The following is a 25777-nucleotide window of genomic DNA, read 5'->3' as shown; positions in this document are numbered from 1 at the left end:
GGCCTCCCACATCTGTGGCTCTACCGGCCAGGACCCACTCCTGTCGGCAACCCACGCTTACATGCGGAGAGGCCCCAGCCAAGACCTCCATACCGTCTATCGCACCGCGCTCGAGCCGGTCAGCGCCTGCCCGATCACCAGCTGATGGACCTCGGACGTGCCCTCGTAGGTGAGCACGGACTCGAGGTTGTTGGCATGCCGAAGCACCGGGTACTCCAGCGTGATTCCGTTGGCCCCCAGGATCGTTCGGCATTCTCGAGCAATTTTGATGGCCTCACGCACGTTGTTGAGCTTGCCCAGGGACACCCGCTCGCCCGGCAGCTGACCCTTGTCCTTGAGTCGCCCCAGGTGCAGTGCGAGTAGCTGTCCTTTACCGAGTTCGAGGGCCATGTTCGCGAGCTTGGCCTGGGTGATCTGATATCCGGCGAGGGGCTTGTCGAATACCGCGCGGGTCTTCGAGTACTCGATGGCCGATTCGATGCAGTCCCGAGCTGCGCCCATCGCGCCGAAGACGATGCCGAAGCGGGCCTCGTTGAGGCAGCTCAACGGTCCGCTCAGGCCGCGGGCCTCGGGCAGCATCGCGTCGGCGGGCAGTCGTACGTCGTCGAAAACCAACTCACCGGTGATCGAGGCACGCAGCGAGAGCTTCTTCTTGACCGTGTTCGCGGTGAATCCCGGTGTGTCGGTCGGTACGACGAAACCACGGATCTTGTCGTCGGTCTGCGCCCAGACGACGGCGACGTCGGCGACCGGCCCGTTGGTGATCCACATCTTGCTGCCGTTGAGGATCCAGTCGTCACCGTCGCGCTTGGCGCGGGTGAGCATGCCGCCGGGGTTCGATCCGAAATCGGCTTCGGTGAGACCGAAACAGCCGATCAGTGAACCCTCGGCCATTCCCGGGAGCCACTGTTGCTTCTGCTCCTCGGAGCCGTACTTCCAGATCGCGAACATCGCCAGCGAGCCCTGCACCGAAACCAGCGAACGGATGCCGGAGTCGATGGCTTCGAGTTCGAGGCAGGCCAGGCCGTATGCCGTCGCGGACGTTCCGGCGCAGCCGTAGCCCTCGAGGTGCATGCCGAGCAGGCCGAGCGAGCCCAGTTCCTTGGCGAGTTCTCGCGCCGGCACCGTGCCCTCGTCGAACCAGTCGGCGATGTGCGGACGGATGCGCTCGTTGCCGAACTTGCGGACGGTGTCCCGGATCTGGCGTTCCTCGTCGTCGAGGAGTGAATCGATCGCGAACAGTTCGTCGACGCTCTGGGAGTTGGCCACGGTGCCTCTTTCCGCTGGGGGTTGTCTTCGCAGGTTACCCACGCCCCCGCCGGGCGACGCAGGCCGATTAGGGTGGAGGCCATGAGTGAGCAGCGCAGCAAGGCAGACAACACCTCCTGGCAGGGCTTTTCCACCAAGGCGGTCCACGCCGGCTACGAGCCGGATCCGCTGACCGGCGCAGTGAACGTGCCGATCTATGCCAGCTCCACCTTCGCCCAGGACGGCGTCGGCGGTATGCGCAGCGGATTCGAGTACGCGCGTACCGGCAACCCGACGCGTCGGCCGCTCGAAGCCAATCTCGCGGCCATCGAGTCCGGCACCTACGGTCGGGCGTTCTCCTCGGGCATGGCGGCGACGGACTGCCTGCTGCGTTCGGCGCTGCGTCCCGGTGACCATCTCGTCATCCCCAACGACGCCTACGGCGGCACGTACCGATTGATCGACAAGGTGTTCACCCAGTGGGGCATCGAGTACTCGGTGGCCGCGGTGTCGGACGTCGACGAGGTGCGCGCGGCGATGCGCCCGAACACCAAGCTCGTCTGGGTGGAGACGCCCACCAACCCGTTGCTCAACGTCGGCGATATCGAGGCGCTGTCGGGCGTCGCGCACGAGGGTGGGGCCAAGCTCGTCGTCGACAACACCTTCGCGTCGCCGTACCTGCAGCAGCCTCTGAGTCTCGGTGCCGACGTGGTGCTGCACTCGACCACCAAGTACATCGGCGGACACTCCGATGTCGTCGGTGGCGCGTTGGTGACCGACAGCGAAGAACTCGATACGGCGTTCGCGTTCCTGCAGAACGGAGCGGGCGGAGTTCCGGGGCCGTTCGACGCGTTCCTGACCTTGCGCGGCATCAAGACCCTCGCGCTGCGGATGGAACGGCACAGCGACAATGCCGAGAAGATCGTCGAATTCCTCGACGGGCACCCGGCCATCTCGCAGGTGATCTACCCCGGACTCGAATCGCATCCGTCTCACGCGGTCGCCGCGAAGCAGATGCGACGCTTCGGCGGCATGGTCTCGGTTCGCTTGGCCGGCGGCAAGCAGGCGGCACTCGACTTCTGCGCCAAGACCGAAATCTTCACTCTCGCAGAGTCTCTCGGTGGCGTCGAATCGTTGATCGAACATCCCGGTGCCATGACCCACGCGTCGACTGCCGGTTCGTTGCTCGAAGTTCCCGACGACCTGGTTCGGCTGTCGGTCGGTATCGAGGACGGCGCCGATCTGGTCGGTGACGTCGAGCAAGCGCTGGCATGATCGTCGCACTGATCGACTCGGGCCTGGGAATGGTCCCGACGGCTGCGCGGCTGCGTAGCCTACGTCCCGAGCTCGATCTGGTGCTGATGATGGACCCCGACAACGCCCCGTGGGGACCCAAGCCGGACCGGTGGGTCATCGACCGGGTGGTCGGTACCGCGCAGCATGCCGTCGACCTCGGTGCCGAGGTGGTGGTGCTCCCGTGCAATACCGCCAGTGTGACGGCGCTGAGCCACGTGCGGGCCGCGCTGGGCGATTCCGTGCCGGTGGTGGGGACCGTACCGGCGATCAAACCTGCTGCGGCGGTGAGTGATCGGATTGCGATCTGGGCGACGGCAGCGACGACGGCAAGTGCATATCAAGCGCGCTTGATCGAGGATTTCGCGTCGCATCGGACGGTGACGAGTGTGGCCTGCCATGGTCTTGCCGATGCGATCGACCGAGGAGACGCGACTGGCATCAGCGCAGCGATCACCGCTGCAGTGGCGTCCACTCCCGACGACGTCGAGTCCATCGTGATGGGGTGCACGCACTACCCGCTGGTTCTCGACGAGATCGTGGCGAAGCTGCCCACCCGGGTGACGATGTTCGACAGCGCCGAGGCCGTTGCCAACCAGACGGTTCGACGCGTCGACGAGGTCGGATCGGCTGTTTCCGGAACCGGTCGCGTATCGGTGTGGCTCAGTGGAGTCGAGGGCGAACTGCCTGCGAGCGCGCAGCGTTACCGTGAGGGACAGCTGCTGCTCGACAGCGCAGGAGTGCACCGATTCTGAGTCGTCGGGAATGTAAGACCTTCCTACGCGTTGTCCTTCACTGAGGTAACGGTCGCTGCAGTGGAGGGACAACACATGGTCGACGTGGACGTGCGGAGTAGCACTGGAAGGACTGCGGTACGGATGCCGCACCGGTACGCCTTCTGGGTGGTCGGTGTCGCCTTCATCGTGCTGATGGCGTCCTCGGCAGCACCGTCCCCGTTGTATCCGGTCTACCAGCAGTCCTGGGGATTCAGCGCGATCAAGCTCACGGTCATCTTCGCCGTCTATGCACTTGCTCTGCTGTTCACCTTGCTCACCGTCGGTAGTCTGTCGGACCACATCGGGCGCAAGCCGATTCTGATCGCGTCGCTGCTGTTGCTGATCGTCAGCCTGGTGCTGTTCATCGTCGCCGACAGTGTGCCGCTCCTCATCGCGGCTCGCGTCGTGCAGGGAATTGCTGCAGGCGCGGCCACGGGTGCCATGAGCGCAGCGGTCATCGATCTGCAGCCGAACGTATCCACCGGGCCGTTGCTCAACAGCATCGCGCCTTCCCTCGGGTTGGCGGGCGGGGCACTCGGTGCCGGGTTGCTGGTGCAGTTGGCACCGGCACCGGAGATCCTCGTGTTCGCTCTGTTGGTCGGCGCGGCGCTCGTCCTCGCGGTGGCGCTGCTGTTCGTGCCTGAGACGTCGGCGATGCGCGGCTTCGATTCCCGACGTCACCTCGCGTCGACACTGCTGCCGCGAGCGTCGATTCCGAAGTCCGTACGGGCACCGTTCCTTCTCATAGCGCCGGCTCTGTTCGCCACCTGGTCACTGGGCGGGTTTCACCTTTCGCTCGGTCCGTCGATCATCGGCAGTGTCTTCGGTGTCGACAACCACATCGTGGGCGGGTTGGAGATCTTCGCACTGTTCGGTTCCGGTTCGATAGCAGCTGCCGTGGTGCGCAACGGATTTCCTCGCAGGGTGATGATGATCGGCGCTTCTGTGCTCGCAATCGGTGTGGCGCTCACCTTGGTATCGGTCGAGATCGGCTCGATCGGGCTGTATTTCGTCGGTGCTGTCATCGCAGGGTCGGGCTGGGGAGCAACTTTTCTCGGCGCGATGCGCACGCTCGGTGCGCTTGTCCCCGCAGCCGAGAGAGGCGGAGTGTTCGCCACGACTTTTGTCATCAGCTACCTCGCGTTCAGCGTGCCCGCAGTGGTCGCCGGGCTGGCGGTGCACCGCCTCGGTCTGAGCACGACGGTGGAACTGTACGGAGGATTCGTCATCGCGCTCGCGCTCATCTCGGTTCTCGGATTCTCGGTGGCTCGACGTCGAGATCGCTAGTGCAGCAATCTCGGTCGAGTGGCCCCTACCGAGGATGAGCGAGGAGCCCTGCCCGATCGGGTAGTTCGGTGCGTCGTTGGCAGAGTTCACCCGGCTGGGTGTTCCCATCGCGGTGCCGGGCAGTGGAGTGTGGTCACCAGTGAGACGCCGATCACAGAGGAAGGCGTCTTCGACTCACACTCACCGAGGAGACACCGATGGTTATCGAGCTCAATCAGATCTGGGAATTCCCCATCAAGGAGTTTCATCCGCTGCCGCGCGCCAAGCTGGGAGTCGGTGCCCACGACATGATCGGTGTCGAGGCCAAGGAACTCGGGTTCAAGCGCTCGCTGCTCGTCACGACCGGTCTGCGCGGATCGGGCATCATCGAAGAACTGATCGGCAAGATCGAGTACCAGGGCGTCGAGGTGGTCCTCCACGACAAGGTCGAGTCGAACCCCAAGGACTACAACGTCATGGACGGTGCCGCGCTCTACCAGAAGGAGAAGTGCGACAGCGTCATCTCCGTCGGTGGTGGCTCGAGCCACGACGCAGCCAAGGGCATCCGCGTCGTCGTCGCGCACGACGGCCGCAACATCAACGAGTTCGAGGGATTCTCCAAGTCCACCAACAAGCAGAACCCGCCGCACATTGCCGTATCGACCACTGCCGGAACGGGTTCGGAGACGTCTTGGGCCTACGTCATCACCGACACCTCGGACATGGAGAAGCCGCACAAGTGGCTCGCCTTCGACGAGGCGTCGACACCGACTCTGGCACTGGACGATCCGCTGCTCTACTACACCTGCCCCCAGCAGTGGACCGCATTCTGTGGCTTCGACGTTCTCGCACACGGTGCCGAGCCGTACGTCTCGCGTCTCGATTTCGCGCCGTCGCTGGGTAACGCGATCTACTCGATCGGCTTGGTGTCCAAGCACCTCCGCGAGGCCGTGTACGACCCGGGCAATCTGAAGGCTCGCGAGGGCATGATGAATGCCCAGTACATCGCCACGCAGGCATTCAACTCCGGCGGACTCGGTGTCATTCACTCGATCTCGCACGCGATCAGTGCGTTCTACGACAGCGCTCACGGCCTGAACAACGCCATCGCTCTGCCACGTGTGTGGGAGTACAACCTGCCCTCACGCTACGAGCGCTATGCGGAGATCGCCGTGGCCATGGGCGTCGACACCAAGAACATGACCACCGTTCAGGCCGCCGACGCTGCCGTCGAAGCCGCCATCCGCCTCGCCAAGGACGTCGGCATTCCCGACAACTTCGGAGCGATTCGCTCGGCGACCTACGACAAGAACCGGATGAACACCGGCAAGTACGCCGGCAAGGGCGACGTGATCAAGGGCGACGAGAAGTCGGTTCTGAAGATCTCCGAGCACATCCAGGAAGACTGGTGCACCCCGGGCAACCCCCGTGAGGTCACCGTCGAATCGATGATCCCCGTCGTCTCGCACGCGATCAACGAGTCGTACTAACCGCCACCCATGTGAGCGGAACTTCGTAGCAGGGTACGGAGTTCCGCTCACATGCGGCGCAGCCGCCTTCCGAAGGGAAACACATGACCTCGCTGTCGACAGTGCGTAGCGACGACACCGGCACCGTTCGATTCACAGACGCCGCCGATCTGCAGCGCGCGCTCGGGGAGCAGGACTACATCGCCGACGACGACCTCGCCACCGTGGTGCATCTGGCGACAGCGCTCGATCGCCCGCTTCTTCTCGAAGGCCCTGCGGGAGTAGGCAAAACGGAGCTGGCGAAATCCCTTGCTGCGGCGAGCGGTCGCAAGCTCGTGCGCCTGCAGTGTTACGAGGGTCTCGACGACAACCGAGCACTGTACGAGTGGGACTACGCCAAGCAACTGCTGCACGTGCAGATGCTGCGCGAACACATCGGCGCGCTCACCCAGCACGTCACCGACATCGACGACGCCTCGAAGATGCTTGCGGCCAAAGACTTCGGCTTGTACTCCGAACCGTTCCTGTCGGTGCGTCCCCTGCTGGAATCGGTGCTGTCCGAGGAGCCGGTGGTTCTGCTCGTCGACGAGGTCGATCGCACCGAGGAGTCCATGGAGGCACTGCTGCTCGAAGTGCTCGCCGAGAAGCAGGTGACCATTCCCGAGGTCGGGACCTTCACCGCACGCAGCGATCCATGGGTGATATTGACCTCCAACGACACTCGTGAGCTGTCCTCGGCGCTCAAGCGACGCTGCCTGCACTTCCATCTCGATTACCCGACGGCTGCGCGTGAACGAGAGATCGTCACCGCTCGCGCTCCCGAGGTGCCCGCGCACATCGTGGCCGAGATCGTCGATTTGGCAACCGAACTGCGCGAACTACCGCTGCGCAAGAGTCCGTCGATCTCGGAAGTGATCGACGCGGCTCGTATCGCGTCGGTTCTCGGTCATACCGACGAGACCCGCAAGTACCTGCTCGCGGCCCTGGTCAAATATTCGTCGGACATGAAGATCGCGATGGCGGGGCCGATCGCGGAGACAACTCACGCACCGACATCGCTTGGGGCGATAGTCAACACGACCGCGACCGCATTTCGTGGGCACGGCGGACGCGACAAGGGTGGCATCGGAATACGACGATGACTGTGCAACAGACATTCTCGGCATCTGTGGTACTCGATGTCCTCGCCGCAGTGTTCGGGCGGACGCTGCGCCGCTACGGTGTCGCTGCGTCGCCGGCCGAGGTCATCGAAGTGCGACGCGTCCTCGGCCTTCTCGGTGCACGTGACCTGACGGTTCTGCGCGCGGCGTTGCGCGCGACGTGTGCGAAGTACGACCATGAACAGCATGGTTTCGATCTCGCGTTCGAGACTTTGTTTCAGGACGCGGCAGAAAGCGTTGTGGACGAGCATCGTTCGTCGGTCGGCGCGCAAGTGGCAGGCGGACTTCCCACGGACCTGGACGTGGGAGCGGACCAGGACGCGGCGAAGTACGCCGAGTACAACGAGCGAGCCGTCGAGATCGGCGATCTGCTCGACGCTCCCGAAGCAGACAAGGGCTTCAACCCCCACAAGGACGACGACGACATCAGTCTGTCGTCCGAGGATCACGATCTGTCCATCGACACCGACGGCGACATGGGCCGACGGGGCGTCACCTACACAGTGGACCTCGAACGTTCCGGGTCGACGGCGGCCGGGGAGTTGGCGTCGAGCACGAGTGGAGCCGTTGCAGGACAGCTGAACTGGGAGGATCCGGCCGGAATCCTGGCGTGGTTCGACGCGTACGATCCGAGCAGCGTCTACGGTGACGGCGGCGATTCCGGCGAGCTGAGTGCGGCAATGTTGGATCGGATCACCGATGCCGTCGAGGCATTCGTTGCGGCGCTGGGAGATGTGACCGGGACGATGTCGTCACCGGTGCCGGTCGACGGTGCGGTGCAGGCGATCGGCCGGCATGCCGAGATCGAGCGTGCGAGTCACGAAGTTCTGAAGCACATGCGGGGAACTCCGCGTCCCCGACCACGCGAACATTCACGCGGCCCACTCGACATGCGGCGCACCGTCCGTTCCAGTCTGCGTACCGACGGAATTCCCTTCCGTCTGATGACAAAAACACCTGTACCCGACAAGGTGAGACTGCTCGTACTGGCTGATGTTTCGCTCTCGGTGCGGCCGATCACCGCATTCACGCTCAGACTCGCGCAGGCCATGCATTCGCGCGCGCACCGGTGCACGGTGATGGGCTTCGTGGACGCGCCGGTGGACGTGACGACCACCTTGCTCGGTAGCACGGGCGACGGCGCACTGGCTGCCGTACTTGCAGACGCCCGACTGGACCTCGAAGCCAGCAGCGATTACGGCAAGACCTTCGCCGACCTTCTGGATTCGCATGGGGACGTGCTGAACAAGCGCACTGCCGTGATCATCGTGGGGGACGGTCGATGCAACGGACGGCCGTCCGGACTCGACGCGTTGGAGGAAATTCGGTCCAAGGTGCACCGCATCGCATGGATCACCCCCGAAGCCCGCCGTTACTGGGCGCAGGCCGCGTGCTCGATGGAGGACTACGAGCAGATCTGCGACCGGGTGGTGGTCGCGCGGGACGGGGAGCAGTTGACGGCCCAGGCGGCCGAACTGGGGCATGCGCTGTCCTGACCTGATCGCACCGGTACCTACCCGATCGGGTAGGTACGAACCTGGCCCGGTGCTGGTGGGATCGCACCCGTCTCGCTCGTAAGGTTGTAACCTGAATCACAGGTCCGGATAGTGTGGACCGAAGACAGCGAGGGTGTGAACGGTGGACCAGGCAGCTACGGCGAACGTCGGTAAGGCGCTGCACGACCTCGATGCGCAGCGCAGCAGAGCCGAGACACCGCGAGTGCTCAAGTTCCATGCGCCCGAGATCGTGTTCGGTCCGGATTCGCTGGGCGAGGTCGCGCACGCGACGCGCCGCCTCGGCGGGGTCCGGCCGATGCTCGTCACGGACTCGGGGTTGATCGACAGCGGCTGGGCAGGGCAGCTGGTCGACCTACTGGTTGCGCAGGGACTCGAGCCACAGGTCTGGAGTGCGCTGACACCCAATCCCAAAGATGTCGAGATCGAGGCCGGGCACGGTTACTACGCAGACTTCGGCTGCGACGTGTTGGTGGCCATCGGCGGCGGGTCGGTCATGGATGCGGCCAAGGGGATTGCCATCCTTGCGGGCAACGGCGGCAGAATCCTGGACTACGAGGGGGTCGATCAGGCCACCCGGCCGATCCCGCCGCTGGTGATGGTGCCGACGACATCCGGCACCGGGGCCGACGTCTCGCAGTTCTGCATCGTCACCGATACCGCACGCTCGACCAAGATCACCATTCTCGGCCGTGCCCTCGTTCCGGATATCACCGTGATCGATCCGATGTTGCTGACCACGATGCCCGAATGGCTCAACGCTGCAACCGGTTTGGATGCCCTGACGCACGGAATCGAGGCATTCGTCTCGCTGGGTCACAACCAGCTCACCGACCACCATGCCCTCCGAGCCATCACCATGGTGATGTCACAGTTGGCTCGCACCATCGACGAGCCAACCGACATGGCGGCGCGCGGGTCCATGGCACAGGCAAGCCTGGAAGCCGGCCTGGCATTCACGAACGCCATCCTCGGCGCCACGCATGCCATGAGCCATCAGGTGGGAGGACTGCTCGACCTCCCGCACGGAGTGATCAACGGGGTGCTGCTACCGCACGTCATCCGCTTCAACGCCGCGGAGGATCCGTTGCCGTACGTGGCCATCGCCACGAGCCTCGGATTGCCCGAGGGCAGGGCCAGGCCGGAGGAGGCCGCCATGGCCGTGGCAGACCGAGTCGACCGCCTCGCGCGTCAGGTCGGTGTTCCTACCGGTCTTGCGGAGATCGGTGTGAGCGAATCCGATCTGGATGTGCTGGCCACCAATGCCTTACGTGATGCCTGCATGTCCACCAATCCGCGCTCGGCCACACACCGCGAAATGGTCGATCTGTTCAGGAGTGCGCTGTGACATCCGGGCCCGATCTGTCTCTGCTCACCGGGCTCCGCTCGGGCAAGAACACGTTCTACCCCCAGTATCGCGGCGCGGCAGAACGTTTGGAGCGTGTTGTCTATGCGCTGGAGCTGATCTCACGGGCGCTGGTGCGCACGGTAGACGGTCCGGAAACCCTGGTGTGCGCTGTGGCCGAGGCCGCCCGCGCGCACCTGAGTGCGCGCTGGGTCGTCTTCGCCCTCGCCGACGGCGCGTTCCCCGATGCCGGACCGCGCCGACTGGTACTCGGTCCCGACGCCACACCGTTTCTGGTGGACAACGTCGAGGGACCACCGCTGCCGGACGACGTCGTCGATTGTCTCGAGTCGATCCGGCAGTCGACGTGCGGTGACGGGCTGACCCCTGTGATCTCTGCTCATCATGCCTTCGTGCCGATCGCGTTCGACGGTGGCGTCGTGGGTGCCTTTGCGGCCTGGACCGGTGAGCAGCGGGTGCTGGACGCCACCGATGCCGCGGTATTGAGCATTCTCGCCAGCCAAACTGCTGTGGCCCTGCAGAATTCGGCTCTGTTTCAGAGTCGGCGGCAATTGCTCGAGCGCACCGAGAGTGCCTATGCCGAGGCGAACCGAACAGCGGCCGATCTCGCAGCCCGCAATGCCGAACTGTTACTGACACAACGGCAGCTGGGTGCCGCGCATCGCCATCAGGTGCTCGACGACGAACGCCACCGCATCGCTCGCGAACTGCACGACAGCGTTACCCAGGCCGTGTTGTCCGCGGGAATGCAGATCGAAGTGTGTCGAAGCGACATCTCGGCCGAAGAGCGCAGTGACAGGCTGGATCTGGCCAAGGATCTGACTCGTCGAGCTGTGGATCAGCTGCGGTCGGCGATCTACGCGCTCAATCACCCGCAGGACGCCGATCGGACGTCGCTTCCCGAAATGCTCGAACAGCTCTCGGTGGTCCACATGCCCGACGAATTGCAGGTCTCGCTGCGCGTGGAGGGAACTCCCGTCGAGCTGAGCAGCGAATGCGAGCACGCATTGCTCCGCATTGCAGGCGAAGCGCTGTTCAACACAGCGGTGCACGCGCATGCCTCGAGAGCAATTCTCCGTTTGACCTATTCGCCCGATCAGGTGCAGCTGTCGATTGCCGACGACGGTGACGGTGATCCGGCCCACTTACGCATGATGCTGCACATGGCCGAATCCACCGACGTCGACGGCCGTCACCGCGGACTGGCGAACATGGCGGCCCGCACCCGCGAACACGGCGGGGTCCTCGAGATCCGCCGAGCCCGAACTGGGGGAGTGCGCGTTGCAGTGCGTATTCCGTTCCAGAACCAATCCGAGAAGGGCGAAACACAGTGAGCGTTCCGACGGTTCGCACGGGCATGGGGCAGTTGGCGGCACCTACGGTGCGCATCGTGCTGGTCGACGACCACGCAATTCTGCGGGACGGGCTGCGCTCGGTACTCGAACGCGAGTCGGATCTGACGATCGTGGGGGAGGCGTCCACCCGGGAGGAGGGGTTGGCCGTCGTGGCGCGGGTCGAGCCCGACATCGTGTTGATGGACCTCAAGCTCTCCGCCAGCTCGGACTACGAGGGGCTTGCTCTGTGCGCGCAACTGGCGAAGGCGCACAACGGAATCGGTCTGCTGGTGCTCACGACGTTTCTCGACGACCGACTCGTGGTGGAGGCCGTGCACGCCGGGGCGCGTGGATACGTGGTCAAGGATGTCGACACCACCGAGTTGGTTCGTGCGATCCGAGCAGTCTCGCGCGGTGAGAGCGCCTTCGATTCACGCAGTGCCTCCGCCGTCGTTCGATCACTCAACGGCACGCCGAGCAGCATCGAGCGCCTCACCGAGCGCGAGCTCGAAGTGCTCCGCCTACTGGCAACGGGTCTGTCCAACAACATGATCGGAACCCGGCTGTTCATCTCGGCGACAACCGTCAAGTTCCACGTCAGCAACATCATGCGCAAGCTCGCCGTGTCGAGACGAGCCGAGGCGGTGTATGCCGCGAGCAAACAGGGGTTGATTTGACGTTTGCTAGCCTGTCGAGGTGATCGACACTCGACAGGCTTGGTGGTGGCTGCACTAGCAGCCCGGTCGATCATGTCCCGCGGGCTGTACTCAGTCCGCCGATGTCCTGAATTCGGATCGACGCGCGGTCGGTACAGCCCTCCGTTCTTTCAGGAGGAATTCGATGGACACCTACTCGTCCAGCATCGGCCGTAGCGAGGCGCTCGCCCCCGACATCGCTGCCGACCCAGGTAGCTACACAACTTTGACCGGTGAACGACCAACAGGCCCACTGCATCTCGGTCATCTCTTCGGAACGATTCGAGAGCGAGTTCGGCTGCAGGATCTAGGGGTCCGGACCATGGTGGTGTTGGCCGACTATCAGGTGATCACCGATCGTGACGCCATCGGGCACGTGCGACAACATGTGTACGACGCGGCGTTGGACAATCTGGCAGCGGGTATCGACCCCAAGAAGTCCGTGATCTTTACCCATTCTTCGGTACCCGCCCTCAATCAGCTGATGCTACCGTTCTTGAGCCTGGTGACGGAGGCCGAGCTTCACCGAAACCCCACTGTCAAAGCAGAACTCGCCGCCAGTGGCCGCGCGTTGAGTGGACTCTTGCTGACCTATCCGGTGCACCAAGCGGCCGACATCTTGTTTTGCAAAGCCACTGTGGTGCCGGTCGGTAAGGACCAACTTCCACACATCGAGATGGCCAGGGTCATCGCGCGGCGATTCGGTGACCGTTACGGTGCAGTATTCGGGGAACCACAGTCGTTGCTGACGTCGGCCCCTGCGGTGCCAGGACTCGACGGCCGCAAGATGTCCAAGAGTTTCGGCAATGCGATCTCGCTGTCCATGACACCGGACGAGACAGTAGCCGTGGTGCGACGAACTCCTACCGATTCGGATCGATACATTTCCTACGATCCGGCTGGAAGGCCGGGAGTATCGGCACTGCTCACCATCGCCGGCTTGTGTACGGGGCGAGACCCCGGGGTAATAGCCGTCGACATAGGTGGTGGGGGAGCAGGATCACTGAAAGACTGTGTGGCCGGGTCGGTCAACTCTTTTCTCGCAGAACATCGTCGTCGGCGTGCCGACTTGGCCGCGGACCCCGACTATGTGCGGTCGGTGGTGCGTCATGGAAACGAGCGGGCCAACGAGATCGCTGAGCAGACGTTGAGCGAGGTGCGCGCGGCAATGGGCACCGTGTATTAGGCCCACCGGCTCGAGACGGTCGTCGATGCGATCGATAGAGGTTCAGGTCACGACGTCCGGAGTTCGACCTCGGGTGATCGGTCCCGCTCGGAGAGGTCGACACGACCTGCCGAGCTTGCGCTTCGGTTTCCTGTCGGTGGTCCGGGTTACTGTTCTTCTTGTTCGAACAGGCGTTCTTGTTTCGGGTCACCGGGGGGTGAATGGGGATGGCAGTACCGATCGTGTCGCTGGAGGCATTGACTGCTGCTGCGTGTGCAGAAAATCGTCACGCTGCCCGGAAGGTCGCTGCCTGCTATCGGGTGCACTGCGAGTGGATCGAGAGCGATGTCGAGCACAAGCACTACAGCCGGTACGGGCGCACCGAAATGGCCGTCGCGTTGGGGTGCTCGAACGCCGTAGCCGAGGCGTATGTGTCCGTCGGCGTTGCGTTGCATACCCGGCTACCGCTGGTGAAGACCGCGTTCGACGCCGGGGAGATCGACCTTCCGCGTGTGCGGACGGTGTGCCGGATCCTCGACAACCTCTCCGACGAGATCGTCGACATGGTCGAGGACGAGATCGTCGAGGCGGCCCGACGTCATTCGCCCGGTCCGCTGGAGAAGGAGATCTGGGACATCCTGCTGCGGGTCGCGCCGGAGGAAGCAGCAGCACTACGGGAGTTCGCGAAACGGTTCCGCCATGTTTCCTACAGCCCGGCCGGTGAGTTGGCGCGGATTCGGGCGGAATTGACTGCCCCCGAGGCCGCGGCGGCATGGCAGCTTCTCGAGGAGATGGCCGATACCCTCTGCCCGAAAGATCCTCGCGGCAAACAAGATCGCTTGTGTGATGCGTTCATGGCCCGCATGCACGGCGAACCCCGCCTGACATGCCTGTGCCAACGCGACGATTGCCCGAAAAAAGATGCAGAGCTGCCCGATCGGCGGGTGCCGTTGACGATGATCACCGTCGATATCGCCACCCTCATCGGACTACTCGCGAACCCGGCGTATCTGGCCGGCCACGGTTCGATCGACCCCGATCTCGCGCGCGAGTTGGCACGGAACAGTCAGTGGCAGGTCCTGCTCACCGAAGCAGTCACCCTCGCCGAGAAACTGGGCCTGGCGGTGCAGAACCCGGAAACCGGGGAATGGGAACGACGCTCGGACGGTGAGAAGGCAGGGGCTGCAGCAGGACCCGAGACGGGAACAGTGACCGACGCAGACTCGGATGCTGGTGCTGGTGAGGGAATGGGGTCGGCCACGGATTCGCGGGAGGAGACAGATTCCTCGACCGAACCGAATTCGGCCAGTACACCTGCACCTGCGCCGGTGGACACCTCGACATCGGCACCAGCTGTACCGGCAGATGCGGTCGACGAGACAGGCGAGGCCCGGGAAAACGGTGAGGCCGACGAGTCTGCACCCATATCTGCAGCCGACCCGTCGGCAACTCCCGACCCAGGTGCCGCCAATCCTGTGCGGAAGCACGCAGCAACACGTGCGGGGGTACCGGTGACCGACCCGTCAGCGGAGGCAACGTCTCACGCCGATCCTGAGGCAGCCGCATTGCCTGAACCCGCGACAGCATCGCAATCACCTGCGCCACAGGCATCGCGGGCATCTGACCCTGCGCCGATAAGTTCCCAATCACGTCCGTCCACAACACCATCCGGCTCAACAGCATCCGGTCCGACGTCAGCCGAAGCCCCGACACCAGGAACTGGCGCCGCTGCTACAGGCCCCGCCACCAGCGACGGTCAACGTCAGCGTCGTCTGGGATCACTGACCTCCGCTGCAGCCCTGTTCTGCACCCGCACACCCGTCGGCAGGGGCAAACGGCACAGCTCTGCCCTCGACCTGCCCTCCGCAATCCGGCGTAACAACCGCACGATCCACACAGAACGCCACACATCCTCGGCCCGAACACCCTGAGGCATCTACCTCGGCAACGCATCGCTGGCCGCCGCACTCGAAGCCGCGATCGCCGCCGACCCCACCCTCGGAAAGTCCGTCGCACGCGACCGACTGACCGACCGGGCCCTGATCTACCGACCTGATGCCCTCACCACTGCCGCGGTCCGCCTCCGTGACCGGCACTGCCGCTTCCCCGACTGCCACCGCCCCGCCGACCGCTGCCAACTCGACCACATCATCCCGTTCGACCATGCCAATCCTCTCGGCGGCGGCTGGACCACCGTCAACAACCTTCAATGCCTGTGCGAGTTCCACCACACCGTAAAAACCGCCGGCTATTGGACAGCAGTCATGCTCCCCGGCGGGGCGATCCTGTGGACCTCCATCTCGAAGACCACCCGCATCACCCTGCCCGCCAACGGCACAGCCGTACCCATCCTCGGCAACGACCTTCGACCCCACATCCCCACCAAACCCAGACGATCCGGCATCATCGCCTACCCCGACCCACCCGACAACGAACAACCCGAGACAGACGACACGGCAGCACCGCCGTTCTAGGTGCGCTCGGGAGCGACCCCCGGGCGCGAAACCTGTTCAGGCGAACTGGGGTGTCGAGGCCTTGTCGATCACGAGCCATCCGCCGTGGTGCTCCGATGTCTCGAACTGCGCACCGGACGACCGACCGAGCTCGATCAACGCAGCGTCGTCGAATGTGCGGACATGCCCGTGGCAGGCAGTGGTCTCGTCCTCGAAGGGCACAGCAACGACGACACGCCTGCGCGCGATGCGAAGCGCCTCGGCCACGATGCGAGCGCCTGTCGCAGCGTCGACGTGCTCGAGGAGGTGCAGTGCGGTCACGGTGTCGACACTGTTGTCTGCGCCTGGAACATCTGCAGCATCACACACCACGGTGTCGAGCGTGATCCCGAGATGCGGGGCAACGGTGGCGAGCAGACGCATGGTGCCGGCGGACAGGTCGGTCGCAGTCACCGAGTGACCCTTCATCGCCAGTCGTAGCGGAAAGAAGCCGAAGCAGGATCCCATGTCGAGCACCGATCCGACGACCAAAGCCTCGGCGCGCGCATGGATGGGAGCGAATTCTGCGGCGCCGGAGAGCAGTTCGTCCAGGGAATTCCGGTAATAGGTGGACCAGGCGTCGATCGGATTCGAGACGGTGGTGCGGACGATTCCGACCATGACCAGCTCGAATTCGCGCTGAGAAAGGCCGACATGGCGGGCCTGAGCGGTGACTATCGGAACGAGGCGCTCACCTATGTCGGCCGAGGTGAGTCCATGGCCGACCTGCACGGTGGATCCTGTTCGGGCTGCGTCCAACTCGAGTCCGGGTATACGACGGACCACGACGTTCTCGTGACCCCACACGTCATCGGGACTCGGTGCGAGTGCATCCAGTTCGGTCATCTCGAAAGCCTTCTGTATTCGTATGCACTAGGGCGGTGGGGTCAAGCCGGACTGCAACGGTGCGATTCCGGCAGTGAGTAGCTCGACCAGACTCGATCGGTCATCGGTCAGCCACTGCTCGTATGCCGAGATTGCCACACCGAGGACCATCCAGCCAACAGTTCGCGGAAAGTGGTCTGTCGGATCGGAACCGGTTCGTGCGGCAACGTATTCGGCGATGACGGCTCGCCAACCCTCGTACATGACCATCGAATAGCTCTGCAGTGCAGGATTGCTCAGTATCAACGACATCCGCTGTCGGTGAACCGCGATTTCTTCTTCGGGAAAAGTGTTGAACTGTAACAACGCGGAACGTAGTCCATCGGCGAGCTCTATGTCCGCGGGTAGGCCGTCCAGATGTGCCCTCAGCGCTGCGAGTTGAGTGTCGAAGTCACCCCAAGGAACCGCATTCTTGGACGGGAAGTAGCGGAAGAACGTGCGCCGAGCGATGCCTGCCGCGTCGGCTATGTCGTCGACGCTGGTCTCCTCGAAACCTCGGGAGGCGAACAGTTCGATCCCGAGATCGCTCAGTTCGCCCCGTGTAGTGGACGGGCGCCGACCTACCCGACTGGACGGTTTCGCACTCCTGGCCATATTTCCCTACGATCTACTAGTTTTTCTGCACCCAGTGCCATTATGGTGGTGATCCAAGCCACTGTCGATCACGATTGTGGTCCCCAACATCATTCGGAGGTTTCAGATGTCGAAGAAGAACGAGAACGCTGTGGTCGGTGCGGCTGTTGTCGAATCCGATCTGGTCGAGGAGTCGTTGGTCGAGGAAGTGTCGATCGACGGCATGTGCGGCGTGTACTGATCATGACCACTGCAGTGCGCGAGGACCTCGACGAGTTCGATTTGGATGTGCCGTGGGCTCTGCATCCGCAGGTGGCGTTGCGTCCGGAGTCGTTCGGGGCGTTGCTGTATCACTTCGGAACTCGCAAGCTTTCGTTTCTGAAGAACCGCACGATAGTGGCGATCATCGAATCGCTGCCCGATCACCCGGACATGCGTTCGGCGATCGCAGCCGCGGGGATCGCCGAATCTGCGTCGGCCCCGTATGTGAAAGCACTCACCACGCTGGCTCATTCGAACATGATCACCCGCCCGTAAAGCCCTGACCTACTGCAGAAGAGGACTTCCTCCCATGACCTCCACCCTCGAAAGACCAGCTCCGGTAGGAAAACTGGTCGATCAGTTCGAGCTCGGGCTCGACGCACCGATCTGTTTGACGTGGGAGTTGACCTACGCCTGCAACCTGTCGTGCGTGCATTGCTTGTCCTCGTCGGGTCGTCGTGACCCGCGTGAGTTGAGCACCGAGCAGTGCAAGTCGATCATCGACGAGCTGCAGAAGATGCAGGTGTTCTATGTCAACATCGGTGGCGGTGAGCCGACGGTGCGGTCGGACTTCTGGGAGCTCGTCGATTACGCGACGGCGCATCAGGTGGGGGTGAAGTTCTCCACCAATGGCGTCAAGATCGACAAGAAGGTCGCCGCGCGTCTGGCCGCGTCGGACTACGTCGACGTACAGATCTCCATCGACGGCGCGACCGCAGAGGTCAACGACGCAGTCCGCGGGCCGGGTTCGTTCGACATGGCCTGCCGCGCTCTGGAGAACCTGAAAGAGGCCGGCTTCCGGGACGCGAAGATCTCCGTCGTCGTTACCCGGCACAACGTCAGCCAGCTCGACGACTTCAAAGCGTTGGCCGACAAATACGCTGCAACACTGCGTATCACCCGGTTGCGGCCGTCGGGACGCGGCGCGGATGTCTGGGACGATCTGCACCCGACGGCCGGTCAGCAGCGCGAGCTCTACAACTGGCTCGTCGCGAACGGTGAAGGCGTATTGACGGGGGATTCGTTCTTCCACCTGTCGGCATTCGGTGACGCTCTGCCCGGGCTCAACCTGTGCGGTGCAGGCCGTGTGGTGTGTTTGATCGACCCGATCGGCGACGTGTATGCGTGCCCCTTCGCCATTCACGAGAACTTCCTCGCCGGCAACATCGTCCGCGACGCGAAAGACGGAATGGGCGGATTCCAATCGGTCTGGCAGACATCGGAATTGTTCCAGGAACTGCGCTCGCCGCAGACCTCGGGCGCGTGCACCAAGTGTGCGCATTTCGATTCATGCCGTGGTGGATGCATGGCAGCGAAATTCTTCACCGGCCTGCCCATGGACGGTCCTGATCCCGAATGCGTCATCGGTAACGGAGAAATGGCGTTGGCGGCGGCGGGGGAGATCCCGAAGTCCAGTGTCGATCATTCGCGGACCGGGCAGCGCAAGACCCCGCGAAAGTCGGTGCCGTTGACGTTGATGATGCGTCCGCCGGCGAAGATCTGCGACGAGAATCCGCTCGCAGGAATGGAACAGGAACAGTCATGAAACAGAAGGCACAGTAATGGCCAAGAGTGAGTGGTTCGAAACCGTTGCCGAAGCGCAGCGGCGTGCGAAGAAGCGTTTGCCGAAGTCCGTGTATGCCGCGCTGGTGGCGGGGTCCGAGCGCGGGTTGACGATCGACGACAACATGGCGGCGTTCGGCGAGCTCGGCTTCGCCCCGCATGTGGCGGGGTTGTCGGACAAGCGTGACTTGTCGACGACGGTGATGGGGCAGTCGCTGTCGTTCCCGGTGATGATCTCCCCGACGGGTGTGCAGGCAGTGCACCCGGACGGTGAGGTCGCTGTCGCGAGAGCTGCTGCGGCGCGGGGGATTCCGATCGGATTGTCCTCGTTCGCCAGTAAGTCGGTGGAGGAGGTCGCGGCGGCCAATCCGCAGACCTTCTTCCAGATGTACTGGGTGGGTTCGCGTGAGATCCTGCTGCAGCGGATGGAGCGGGCCCGTGCCGCGGGAGCTGTCGGGTTGATCATGACCCTGGATTGGTCGTTCTCGAACGGCCGCGATTGGGGCAGCCCGTCGATCCCGGAGAAGATGGACCTCAAGGCCATGGTTCAGTTCGCCCCGGAAGGCATCATGCGACCGAAGTGGTTGTGGGAGTTCGCCAAGACCGGGAAGATCCCGGATTTGACTACCCCGAACCTGACGCCACCCACCGGTGGTCCCGCGCCGACGTTCTTCGGGGCGTATGGGGAATGGATGGGTACTCCGTTGCCGACGTGGGAGGACGTGGCCTGGCTCCGTGAGCAGTGGGGTGGGCCGTTCATGCTCAAGGGAGTGATGCGGGTCGACGATGCGAAGCGGGCTGTCGACGCCGGGTGCACGGCGATTTCGGTGTCCAATCATGGCGGCAACAATCTGGACGGCACTCCGGCGCCGATCCGGGCGTTGCCTGCGATCGCCGAGGCCGTCGGCGATCAGATCGAGATCACCCTCGACGGCGGAATCCGACGCGGCAGCGACGTCGTGAAAGCCCTGGCACTCGGAGCGCGGGCTGTGCTCATCGGGCGGGCGTATCTGTGGGGCCTGTCTGCCGGTGGTCAGGCGGGCGTGGAGAACGTGCTCGACATTCTTCGCGGCGGAGTCGATTCCGCTGTCCTCGGACTCGGGCACACCTCGGTACAGGACCTCTCACCCTCGGATGTGGTGATGCCGGCCGGGTTCGACCGCAGGCTGGGTGTGTGACCGACTGGTTCGAGACTGTCGCCGAGGCGGAGCGGCGTGCGAAGAGGCGTCTGCCGAAGTCCGTCTATTCGGCACTGGTCGCGGGCTCGGAGCGGGGTCTGACCGCTGCGGACAACACTGCCGCGTTCGGTGAACTCGGGTTCGCCCCGCATGTTGCAGGCTTGTCGGACACGCGCAATCTGTCGACAACGCTGATGGGACAGTCTCTTTCGTTTCCCGTGATGATCTCCCCGACGGGTGTGCAGGCGGTCCACCCGGACGGCGAGGTCGCCGTCGCCAGAGCTGCAGCGGCGCGGGGCATTTCGATGGGATTGTCGCTGTTCGCCAGCAAACCCATCGAGGACGTCGTCGCAGCGAATCCACAGACGTTCTTTCAACTTCACTGGGTCGGTTCACGAGAGTTGTTGCTGCACATGCTTCAGCGTGCACGTGATGCAGGCGCGGTCGGACTGATCGTGACGATGGACTGGTCGTTCTCCGAGGGCCGCGACTGGGGCAGTCCGGTGATACCGGAACGCCTCGATCCGAGGGCGATGTTCCGGTTTGCGCCGCAAGCGCTGTGTCGGCCACGGTGGCTGACACAGTGGGCGCGCTCGGGCACGTTCCCCGACTTGACCGCACCCAACCTCGCGCCGCCCGGCGGGGTTCCGCCGACGTTCTTTGCCGCGTATCGCGAGTGGAAGTCCACCCCGCTGCCCACGTGGGAGGACATCGCCTGGCTACGCGAGCAGTGGGGCGGGCCGTTCATGCTCAAGGGGATTTCGCGGGTCGACGACGCGTTGCGGGCCGTGGACGCAGGCGTTACCGCGATCTCGGTGTCCAATCACGGTGGGAACAATCTCGACGGTTCCCCGGCGTCGGTAAGGGTATTGCCGTCCATCGCCGAGGCAGTGGGCGATCAGGTGGAGATCACCCTGGACGGTGGCATCAGGCGGGGAAGTGACGTGGCGAAGGCGCTTGCTCTCGGTGCGCGGGCGGTGTTGATCGGGCGGGCGTATCTGTGGGGTTTGGCGGCGAACGGTCAAGCAGGCGTGGAGAACGTTCTCGACATTCTGCGCGGCGGTCTGGACTCCGCGGTCCTCGGTCTCGGACATGCATCGGTGCACTCGCTGGGCCCAAGCGACGTCGTCGTACCGCCAGGCTTCGCTCGCTCGACTCAGCCCGCCCGGCGCAGTTGATACGAACCGACAGTCACCATTCGGACAGGTGAGTATGACCGTCCTGGAGCGCCCGAGCGAACAGAGCGGCCTTCGTCGGAGCGCTGCGTCCGACCGCCGCGTATTTCTGCCGAATACGGGTTATGTGCGTGTTGATCGTGCCGACCGAGATATAAACGGACCGAGCTGCAACCGTCTTCGAGTCCGAGGCGAACCAGGCAAGCATGACCTCGATCTCGCGTGCGCTCAGCGCAGGCTTGCGGTGAAGAGGGTCGAGCCGCGCCGGGCGTGCAACGAGTGCCGGCTGCACCGGCGTCCGGAACGAGTGATGCGCCGCCGACGTCAGCATCTGTTCGAGCATGAATGTCCCCCTCGACTTTCGACCGATCTCTTGTACTGCAGCGTCCATCGTCGGAGAAAATTCGGGGCGGATCCAGCGGTGCACCGAACTCCATACAGGGTCAATACGGACGACCTCGGATTCGATGCGACCGTCATTCGAACGGAGTAACTTGCTGTTTCTGCTGCTCAGCGAAGCGTTCGCACGCATCTGTAGGTGATTTACCGGCTCTATAGTGCGCTCATGACCATTGAGCGCCCGGATCCCTCGTCGATCTCGGACCGCAGCGAGTTCGCGGCGGCACTGCGTTCGATCAGGATCGATGCGGGTGCAACAGTTCGTGAAATCGTCGAGCGTTCCGGTGGTCTGCACGGCACCATCAGCGGCTGGTTTTCCGGTCACCACCTTCCGACCAAAGCCAGCGCCGAGATGTTCTCGGCCGTCCTCGTCGCGTGCGGAGTCGAAGACGAAGGCGAGCGCGCACGGTGGTGGAATGCGGTGTCGAGGGTGCGGTCCATCCCGGGCAGGCGGACTGTCGATCCGGTGAAGGGCGACCCTCCGTACAAGGGCCTGGAAGCGTTCGAGTCCGCCGATGCAGAGTGGTTTTTCGGACGAGACGATGTGATCGAGCGACTCGGCGTGCGCGTCCGTGACGCCCTCGACTCCGGCGGCGGCATTGTCTTCGTGGTCGGCGCTTCGGGCTCGGGTAAGTCCTCGCTCCTGCGCGCTGGATTGGCATCGAGGTTCCCTCGCTCGCAGGTCCATTCCGGCGTCGGCGATATTCGGGCATTCCCCGAGCGAATGGAATCGTTCGCGCCGGGTTCTGTTCTCGTCCTGGATCAAGCCGAGGAGCTGTGGACGCTGGCGTCAGCGGGTGAGCGCGAGAGCTTTCTCCGTGCGGCATCGTCGCTGCCGAACTCTGATTCGGTTCTCGTGGTCGGCCTGCGGGCCGACTTCTATCAGGACGCCGTGTCGGAGGATGCGCTGCTTGCCGGACTTTCGGACAACCCGGTTGTCGTCGGGCGTCTCACCGAAACGCAACTGCGTGAAGTCATCGTGTCGCCTGCCGCGAAGGCCGGCTTCACCGTCGACGACGCCCTGGTGCAGGTGTTGGTTGGCGAATTGGGTCCGCGTGGATCGCAATTCGCCCACGACTCCGGTGCCCTGCCGTTGCTCTCGCACGCGCTGCTGACGACGTGGCAGGTGTCGAGAGGCAGGACGCTGACCGTCGCGGACTACCTCGCGACCGGCGGGATCGGAGGTGCGGTGGGGCAGAGCGCCGAGGAAGTGTTCTTGGCCCTGACCGCCGAACAGCAACGCGAAGCACGACGCATCTTCATGCGTCTGGTCAATCTCGACGACGACGTGGTGACGCGTCGCCGCGTCGATCGTGTCGGGCTGTTCTACGGAAACGAGAACGCAGACGCCGTCACCGACGTCGATGTGGTGGTCGAGCGGTTTGCCGCGCGCAGACTGCTGACCGTCGAAGAAGAGACGGTCCAGGTGACCCACGAGGCGCTGCTCACGGCGTGGCCGCGGCTCGGTGAATGGCTCGACGACGATCGTCAGTGGCTCGTCGAACACCGTCGACTCACCCAGGCGGCAGAACTGTGGAACAACAACGACCGAGACGACGGTTCGCTGCTGTCTGCGTCGAGGCTGCTGCTGGTGCAGGAATCCATCGGCCCGGTGCGTCGGCGAGACCTCAATTCCGTCGAGAGGCTCTACCTGGAAGCGAGCGCGGAACGAGTCGAGCAACAGAACCGAAGCGATCGTCGCCGTCGGCGCACCCTCGAGACTCTTGTCGCAGCACTCGCGTTTCTGACCGTGCTGGCCGTGACACTGGCGGTAACCGCGTTCGTTGCCCGATCGGATGCGAACAGTCGGCGGGTCGACGCCGAACGCGCCGAAGCCGAGGCCGTCTCTCGTCAGATTGCTGGTGTCGCAAACCAATTGAGGAACCAAGATCCCGGTCTGGCGGCGTACTTCGCGTTGGCGTCGTACGAGGTGGACCGAACGTCCGAGGCGCGATCGGCACTGCTCGATTCCTCCGCGATCCACACGCCGGTGCGGTTACTCGGTGTGGAGGGCGGGGCGGTGACTGCCGTCGACCCTCGCGGAAGCATCGTGGCAACAGCGGGTTCCGACGGGCGCGTGCGGATGTGGTCCCTCGCGGACGGACACGCGCATCTCGGCGAGATCGTTTCCAGGGACGTGTCCGCGCTGGCGTTCGATCCGCGGGGTGGCGTTCTCGCCGTGGGTGGGTTCTACGGCGTCGAACTGTGGGATGTGTCGGATCCGACGGCACCGATATTGTTGTCGCGCAACGATGTCGACGAGGTGCGAAGCCTGTCCTACTCTCCTGATGGCCGCTTGCTTGTCGTCGGTACCGGGGCCGAGTCGTTGCCTTTGCTCGACGTCGCCGACCCCGCGCGGCCGACTGCAGCGGCCGAAGTGGCTCAACCCGGTTCGCCGACAGCGACCGAATTCAGTCCCGATGGTCGGTACCTGGTGACGGTCGGCCCCGGGCGCGCGATGCGGTTGTGGGACGCGAGCAGGCTGACCGCGTCTCCAGCAGCCGCCGCTGTTCCGCTGATCGACATCCCCTCGGACGGATCGACCTACACCGCGCAACAGCTGGCCTTCTCTCCCGACGGCACCACACTGATCGCGGGTACTACAGGTCGCGAGGTTCTGCGGTGGGCTGTCGACGGCGGCCGGTTGTCGCCTCTGCCGGCGTTGACGGGATTCACCAGCTATGTCAACGATGTGGCGTTCAGTGGGGATGGGACTCTGATCGCTGCGGCGAGTTCGGACAATTCATCGAAAGTGTGGGACGCGGCCTCGGGAAAGCCAGAACTGACGCTTCCCGGTCCTTCCGAGGTGAGTTCGCTCGTATTCACGCCGGATCGCTCGTCGATCGTCACTGCCAGTGGCGATGGCATCACCCGAATCTGGCCGCTTCCTGGGCCGGCCCTCGCCGACGCCGGCGACACGATCTTTCAGAACCCCATCGGTGCATCGGGCACCCGTTTGCTCGCCGGAGCAGGCACCCGAGCCTCCGCCACGACGCTCTGGGACGTCTCGGACGTCGAGCATCCGGTGGCGTCGGCACCGTTGGTGGTCGGTGACGGTATGGACCAGACGGGTGCGGTGGCGCTCACCGTCGACGGCAATCGGGCTGCCGTCGGTACGACGACCGGCGGTTTCCAGCTTTGGGACACAACCGATCTCGCTGATCCGGTGGCGCTCGGTACCGTTCGTACGGCAACTACCAGCTTGACTGCTGTGTTGGTCTTCGACCGCACCGGGACCCTGCTGGTCGCGTCCGGCCAGAACTCGAACGACGTGTCGTTGTGGTCGCTGGCCGAGCCCGCAACCCCACGGGCGTTGTCGACCCTGGAGGCGGGGAACTACCCCGCGGGAATGGCGCTGTCGCCCGACGGTTCGGTACTCGCCATCGCCAGTGTGGGGGGCGTGGTCGAACTGTGGGATGTCGGCGACCCGAGCGATCCGCGCCGGACGGCCGTGCTCGGCGGTTTCGGAAGTAGCGTCCAGGCCGTGGCCATCTCACCGGACGGGCACACTCTTGCCGCGGGCAGTGCGGATCGCTCGATTCGATTGTGGGACATGGCGAACTCGGCCGAGCCGCAGCACCTGGCTCGCATCGTCGGGCCGTCCAGCCCGATCTACTCGCTCTCGTTCGATAGGTCCGGTGAACGGATGGCTGCCGGTGACGGGGGATCGACGCTGTGGTTGTGGAACGTAGGCGACCGCACCGCACCCGAGCAGTACGCCGCCCTCTCCGCGTACGGTCAGCGCGTCAACGATGCGGGTTTCGCCGCAGACGGACGCGTGGTGTTCGGCGGTGGTACGGCCCGTGACGTTCGCATCTGGCGCACCGAGCCGGAGGAGGTGCGCAGTCGCCTGTGTGGATCCGGAGGATCGGTGGTCACAGAGGCCGAATGGGTCCAGTACCTGCCCGGCGTTCCTTACCGAGAGTTGTGTAGCAGCTGACCGGCTGAGGATGGTGTACTTGCGC

General features: G+C 64.1%; 22 protein-coding genes. 18 read left to right on the top strand and 4 right to left on the bottom strand.

Translation table 11 applies throughout. The features are described from left to right. Nucleotides 1–96: 96 nt before the first annotated feature. Nucleotides 97–1269, bottom strand: coding sequence for an acyl-CoA dehydrogenase family protein (locus CH305_RS26595; protein WP_032376588.1), 1173 nt, complete (start codon nt 1267–1269; stop codon nt 97–99). Between the two features lie 81 nt (nt 1270–1350). Here CH305_RS26595 and CH305_RS26590 point away from each other — a divergent pair, with 81 nt between their 5' ends. The 12 genes from CH305_RS26590 (at nt 1351) to CH305_RS26535 (ending at nt 15760) form a co-directional block, all read left to right on the top strand. Beyond that, entirely contained in the window at nt 1351–2523 is a 1173-nt protein-coding gene (locus CH305_RS26590) for a cystathionine gamma-synthase (RefSeq protein ID WP_032376589.1), read from the top strand. Continuing rightward, nucleotides 2520–3296: a glutamate racemase gene (locus tag CH305_RS26585; protein WP_094705542.1), complete on the top strand. Its 777-nt coding sequence runs from the start codon at nt 2520–2522 to the stop codon at nt 3294–3296. The genes CH305_RS26590 and CH305_RS26585 overlap by 4 nt, the downstream gene beginning before the upstream one ends. 123 nt (nt 3297–3419) lie before the next feature. Next, the gene (locus tag CH305_RS26580) at nt 3420–4604 is read left to right on the top strand and encodes an MFS transporter (protein WP_256983996.1); all 1185 of its coding nucleotides are present in this window, start codon (nt 3420–3422) and stop codon (nt 4602–4604) included. Nucleotides 4605–4801: 197 nt separating this feature from the next. After that, the gene (gene mdo / locus CH305_RS26575; protein ID WP_094705538.1) at nt 4802–6073 is read left to right on the top strand and encodes an NDMA-dependent methanol dehydrogenase; all 1272 of its coding nucleotides are present in this window, start codon (nt 4802–4804) and stop codon (nt 6071–6073) included. A gap of 83 nt (nt 6074–6156) precedes the next feature. Further along, the gene (locus CH305_RS26570; protein ID WP_094608105.1) at nt 6157–7194 is read left to right on the top strand and encodes a MoxR family ATPase; all 1038 of its coding nucleotides are present in this window, start codon (nt 6157–6159) and stop codon (nt 7192–7194) included. Beyond that, nucleotides 7191–8708: a VWA domain-containing protein gene (locus CH305_RS26565; RefSeq protein ID WP_094705536.1), complete on the top strand. Its 1518-nt coding sequence runs from the start codon at nt 7191–7193 to the stop codon at nt 8706–8708. The genes CH305_RS26570 and CH305_RS26565 overlap by 4 nt, the downstream gene beginning before the upstream one ends. A gap of 178 nt (nt 8709–8886) precedes the next feature. Beyond that, on the top strand, nt 8887–10074 hold the full coding sequence (locus tag CH305_RS26560; protein ID WP_052057986.1) for an iron-containing alcohol dehydrogenase: 1188 nt from the start codon (nt 8887–8889) through the stop codon (nt 10072–10074). Next, nucleotides 10071–11426 (top strand): histidine kinase, encoded by a 1356-nt coding sequence (locus CH305_RS26555; protein WP_037176504.1) that lies wholly within the window; start codon nt 10071–10073, stop codon nt 11424–11426. Before CH305_RS26560 ends, CH305_RS26555 begins: the two co-directional genes overlap by 4 nt. A gap of 23 nt (nt 11427–11449) precedes the next feature. Then, a complete protein-coding gene (locus tag CH305_RS26550; RefSeq protein ID WP_094705576.1) occupies nt 11450–12103 on the top strand; it encodes a response regulator transcription factor in 654 nt (217 codons plus the stop codon). 106 nt (nt 12104–12209) lie between these two features. Next, nucleotides 12210–13307: a tryptophan--tRNA ligase gene (trpS, locus tag CH305_RS26545; protein ID WP_373454597.1), complete on the top strand. Its 1098-nt coding sequence runs from the start codon at nt 12210–12212 to the stop codon at nt 13305–13307. 206 nt (nt 13308–13513) lie between these two features. After that, nucleotides 13514–15217, top strand: coding sequence for a DUF222 domain-containing protein (locus tag CH305_RS26540; protein WP_179278412.1), 1704 nt, complete (start codon nt 13514–13516; stop codon nt 15215–15217). Nucleotides 15218–15550: 333 nt separating this feature from the next. Continuing rightward, nucleotides 15551–15760, top strand: a complete 210-nt coding sequence (locus CH305_RS26535; protein WP_094705530.1) for a hypothetical protein — start codon at nt 15551–15553, stop codon at nt 15758–15760. Nucleotides 15761–15796: 36 nt separating this feature from the next. Here the strand turns inward: CH305_RS26535 and mftM are convergent, their stop codons facing one another. Then, nucleotides 15797–16624: a mycofactocin oligosaccharide methyltransferase MftM gene (gene mftM / locus CH305_RS26530; protein ID WP_094705528.1), complete on the bottom strand. Its 828-nt coding sequence runs from the start codon at nt 16622–16624 to the stop codon at nt 15797–15799. A gap of 27 nt (nt 16625–16651) precedes the next feature. Then, the gene (gene mftR / locus CH305_RS26525; RefSeq protein WP_094705526.1) at nt 16652–17257 is read right to left on the bottom strand and encodes a mycofactocin system transcriptional regulator; all 606 of its coding nucleotides are present in this window, start codon (nt 17255–17257) and stop codon (nt 16652–16654) included. A gap of 106 nt (nt 17258–17363) precedes the next feature. Here mftR and mftA point away from each other — a divergent pair, with 106 nt between their 5' ends. From mftA to mftD (CH305_RS26500), 5 genes are read left to right on the top strand one after another with little or no spacing between them, the layout of a single operon-like run. Continuing rightward, nucleotides 17364–17477 (top strand): mycofactocin precursor MftA, encoded by a 114-nt coding sequence (mftA, locus tag CH305_RS26520; RefSeq protein ID WP_080734238.1) that lies wholly within the window; start codon nt 17364–17366, stop codon nt 17475–17477. Between the two features lie 2 nt (nt 17478–17479). After that, complete coding sequence (mftB, locus tag CH305_RS26515) at nt 17480–17773, top strand: mycofactocin biosynthesis chaperone MftB (RefSeq protein ID WP_032404642.1); 294 nt, start codon at nt 17480–17482, stop codon at nt 17771–17773. Nucleotides 17774–17807: 34 nt separating this feature from the next. After that, nucleotides 17808–19043, top strand: a complete 1236-nt coding sequence (gene mftC, locus CH305_RS26510; protein WP_032404643.1) for a mycofactocin radical SAM maturase — start codon at nt 17808–17810, stop codon at nt 19041–19043. A 16-nt stretch (nt 19044–19059) separates the two neighbouring features. Next, nucleotides 19060–20238, top strand: coding sequence for a pre-mycofactocin synthase MftD (gene mftD / locus CH305_RS26505; protein WP_094705524.1), 1179 nt, complete (start codon nt 19060–19062; stop codon nt 20236–20238). Then, complete coding sequence (mftD, locus tag CH305_RS26500; RefSeq protein WP_094705522.1) at nt 20235–21416, top strand: pre-mycofactocin synthase MftD; 1182 nt, start codon at nt 20235–20237, stop codon at nt 21414–21416. Before mftD (CH305_RS26505) ends, mftD (CH305_RS26500) begins: the two co-directional genes overlap by 4 nt. Nucleotides 21417–21429: 13 nt before the next feature. On the opposite strand, the gene CH305_RS26495 is transcribed toward mftD (CH305_RS26500), so the two are convergent. Then, nucleotides 21430–21756 (bottom strand): LuxR C-terminal-related transcriptional regulator, encoded by a 327-nt coding sequence (locus CH305_RS26495; RefSeq protein ID WP_230592593.1) that lies wholly within the window; start codon nt 21754–21756, stop codon nt 21430–21432. 222 nt (nt 21757–21978) lie between these two features. Between CH305_RS26495 and CH305_RS26490 the strand changes: the two genes are divergently transcribed. Further along, entirely contained in the window at nt 21979–25752 is a 3774-nt protein-coding gene (locus CH305_RS26490) for an AAA family ATPase (protein ID WP_094705520.1), read from the top strand. Nucleotides 25753–25777: the final 25 nt, after the last annotated feature.

The organism is Rhodococcus sp. 15-649-2-2 (assembly GCF_002258645.1).
Lineage (GTDB): Bacteria > Actinomycetota > Actinomycetes > Mycobacteriales > Mycobacteriaceae > Rhodococcoides.
This window is presented reverse-complemented; position numbering and strand designations above follow the sequence as displayed.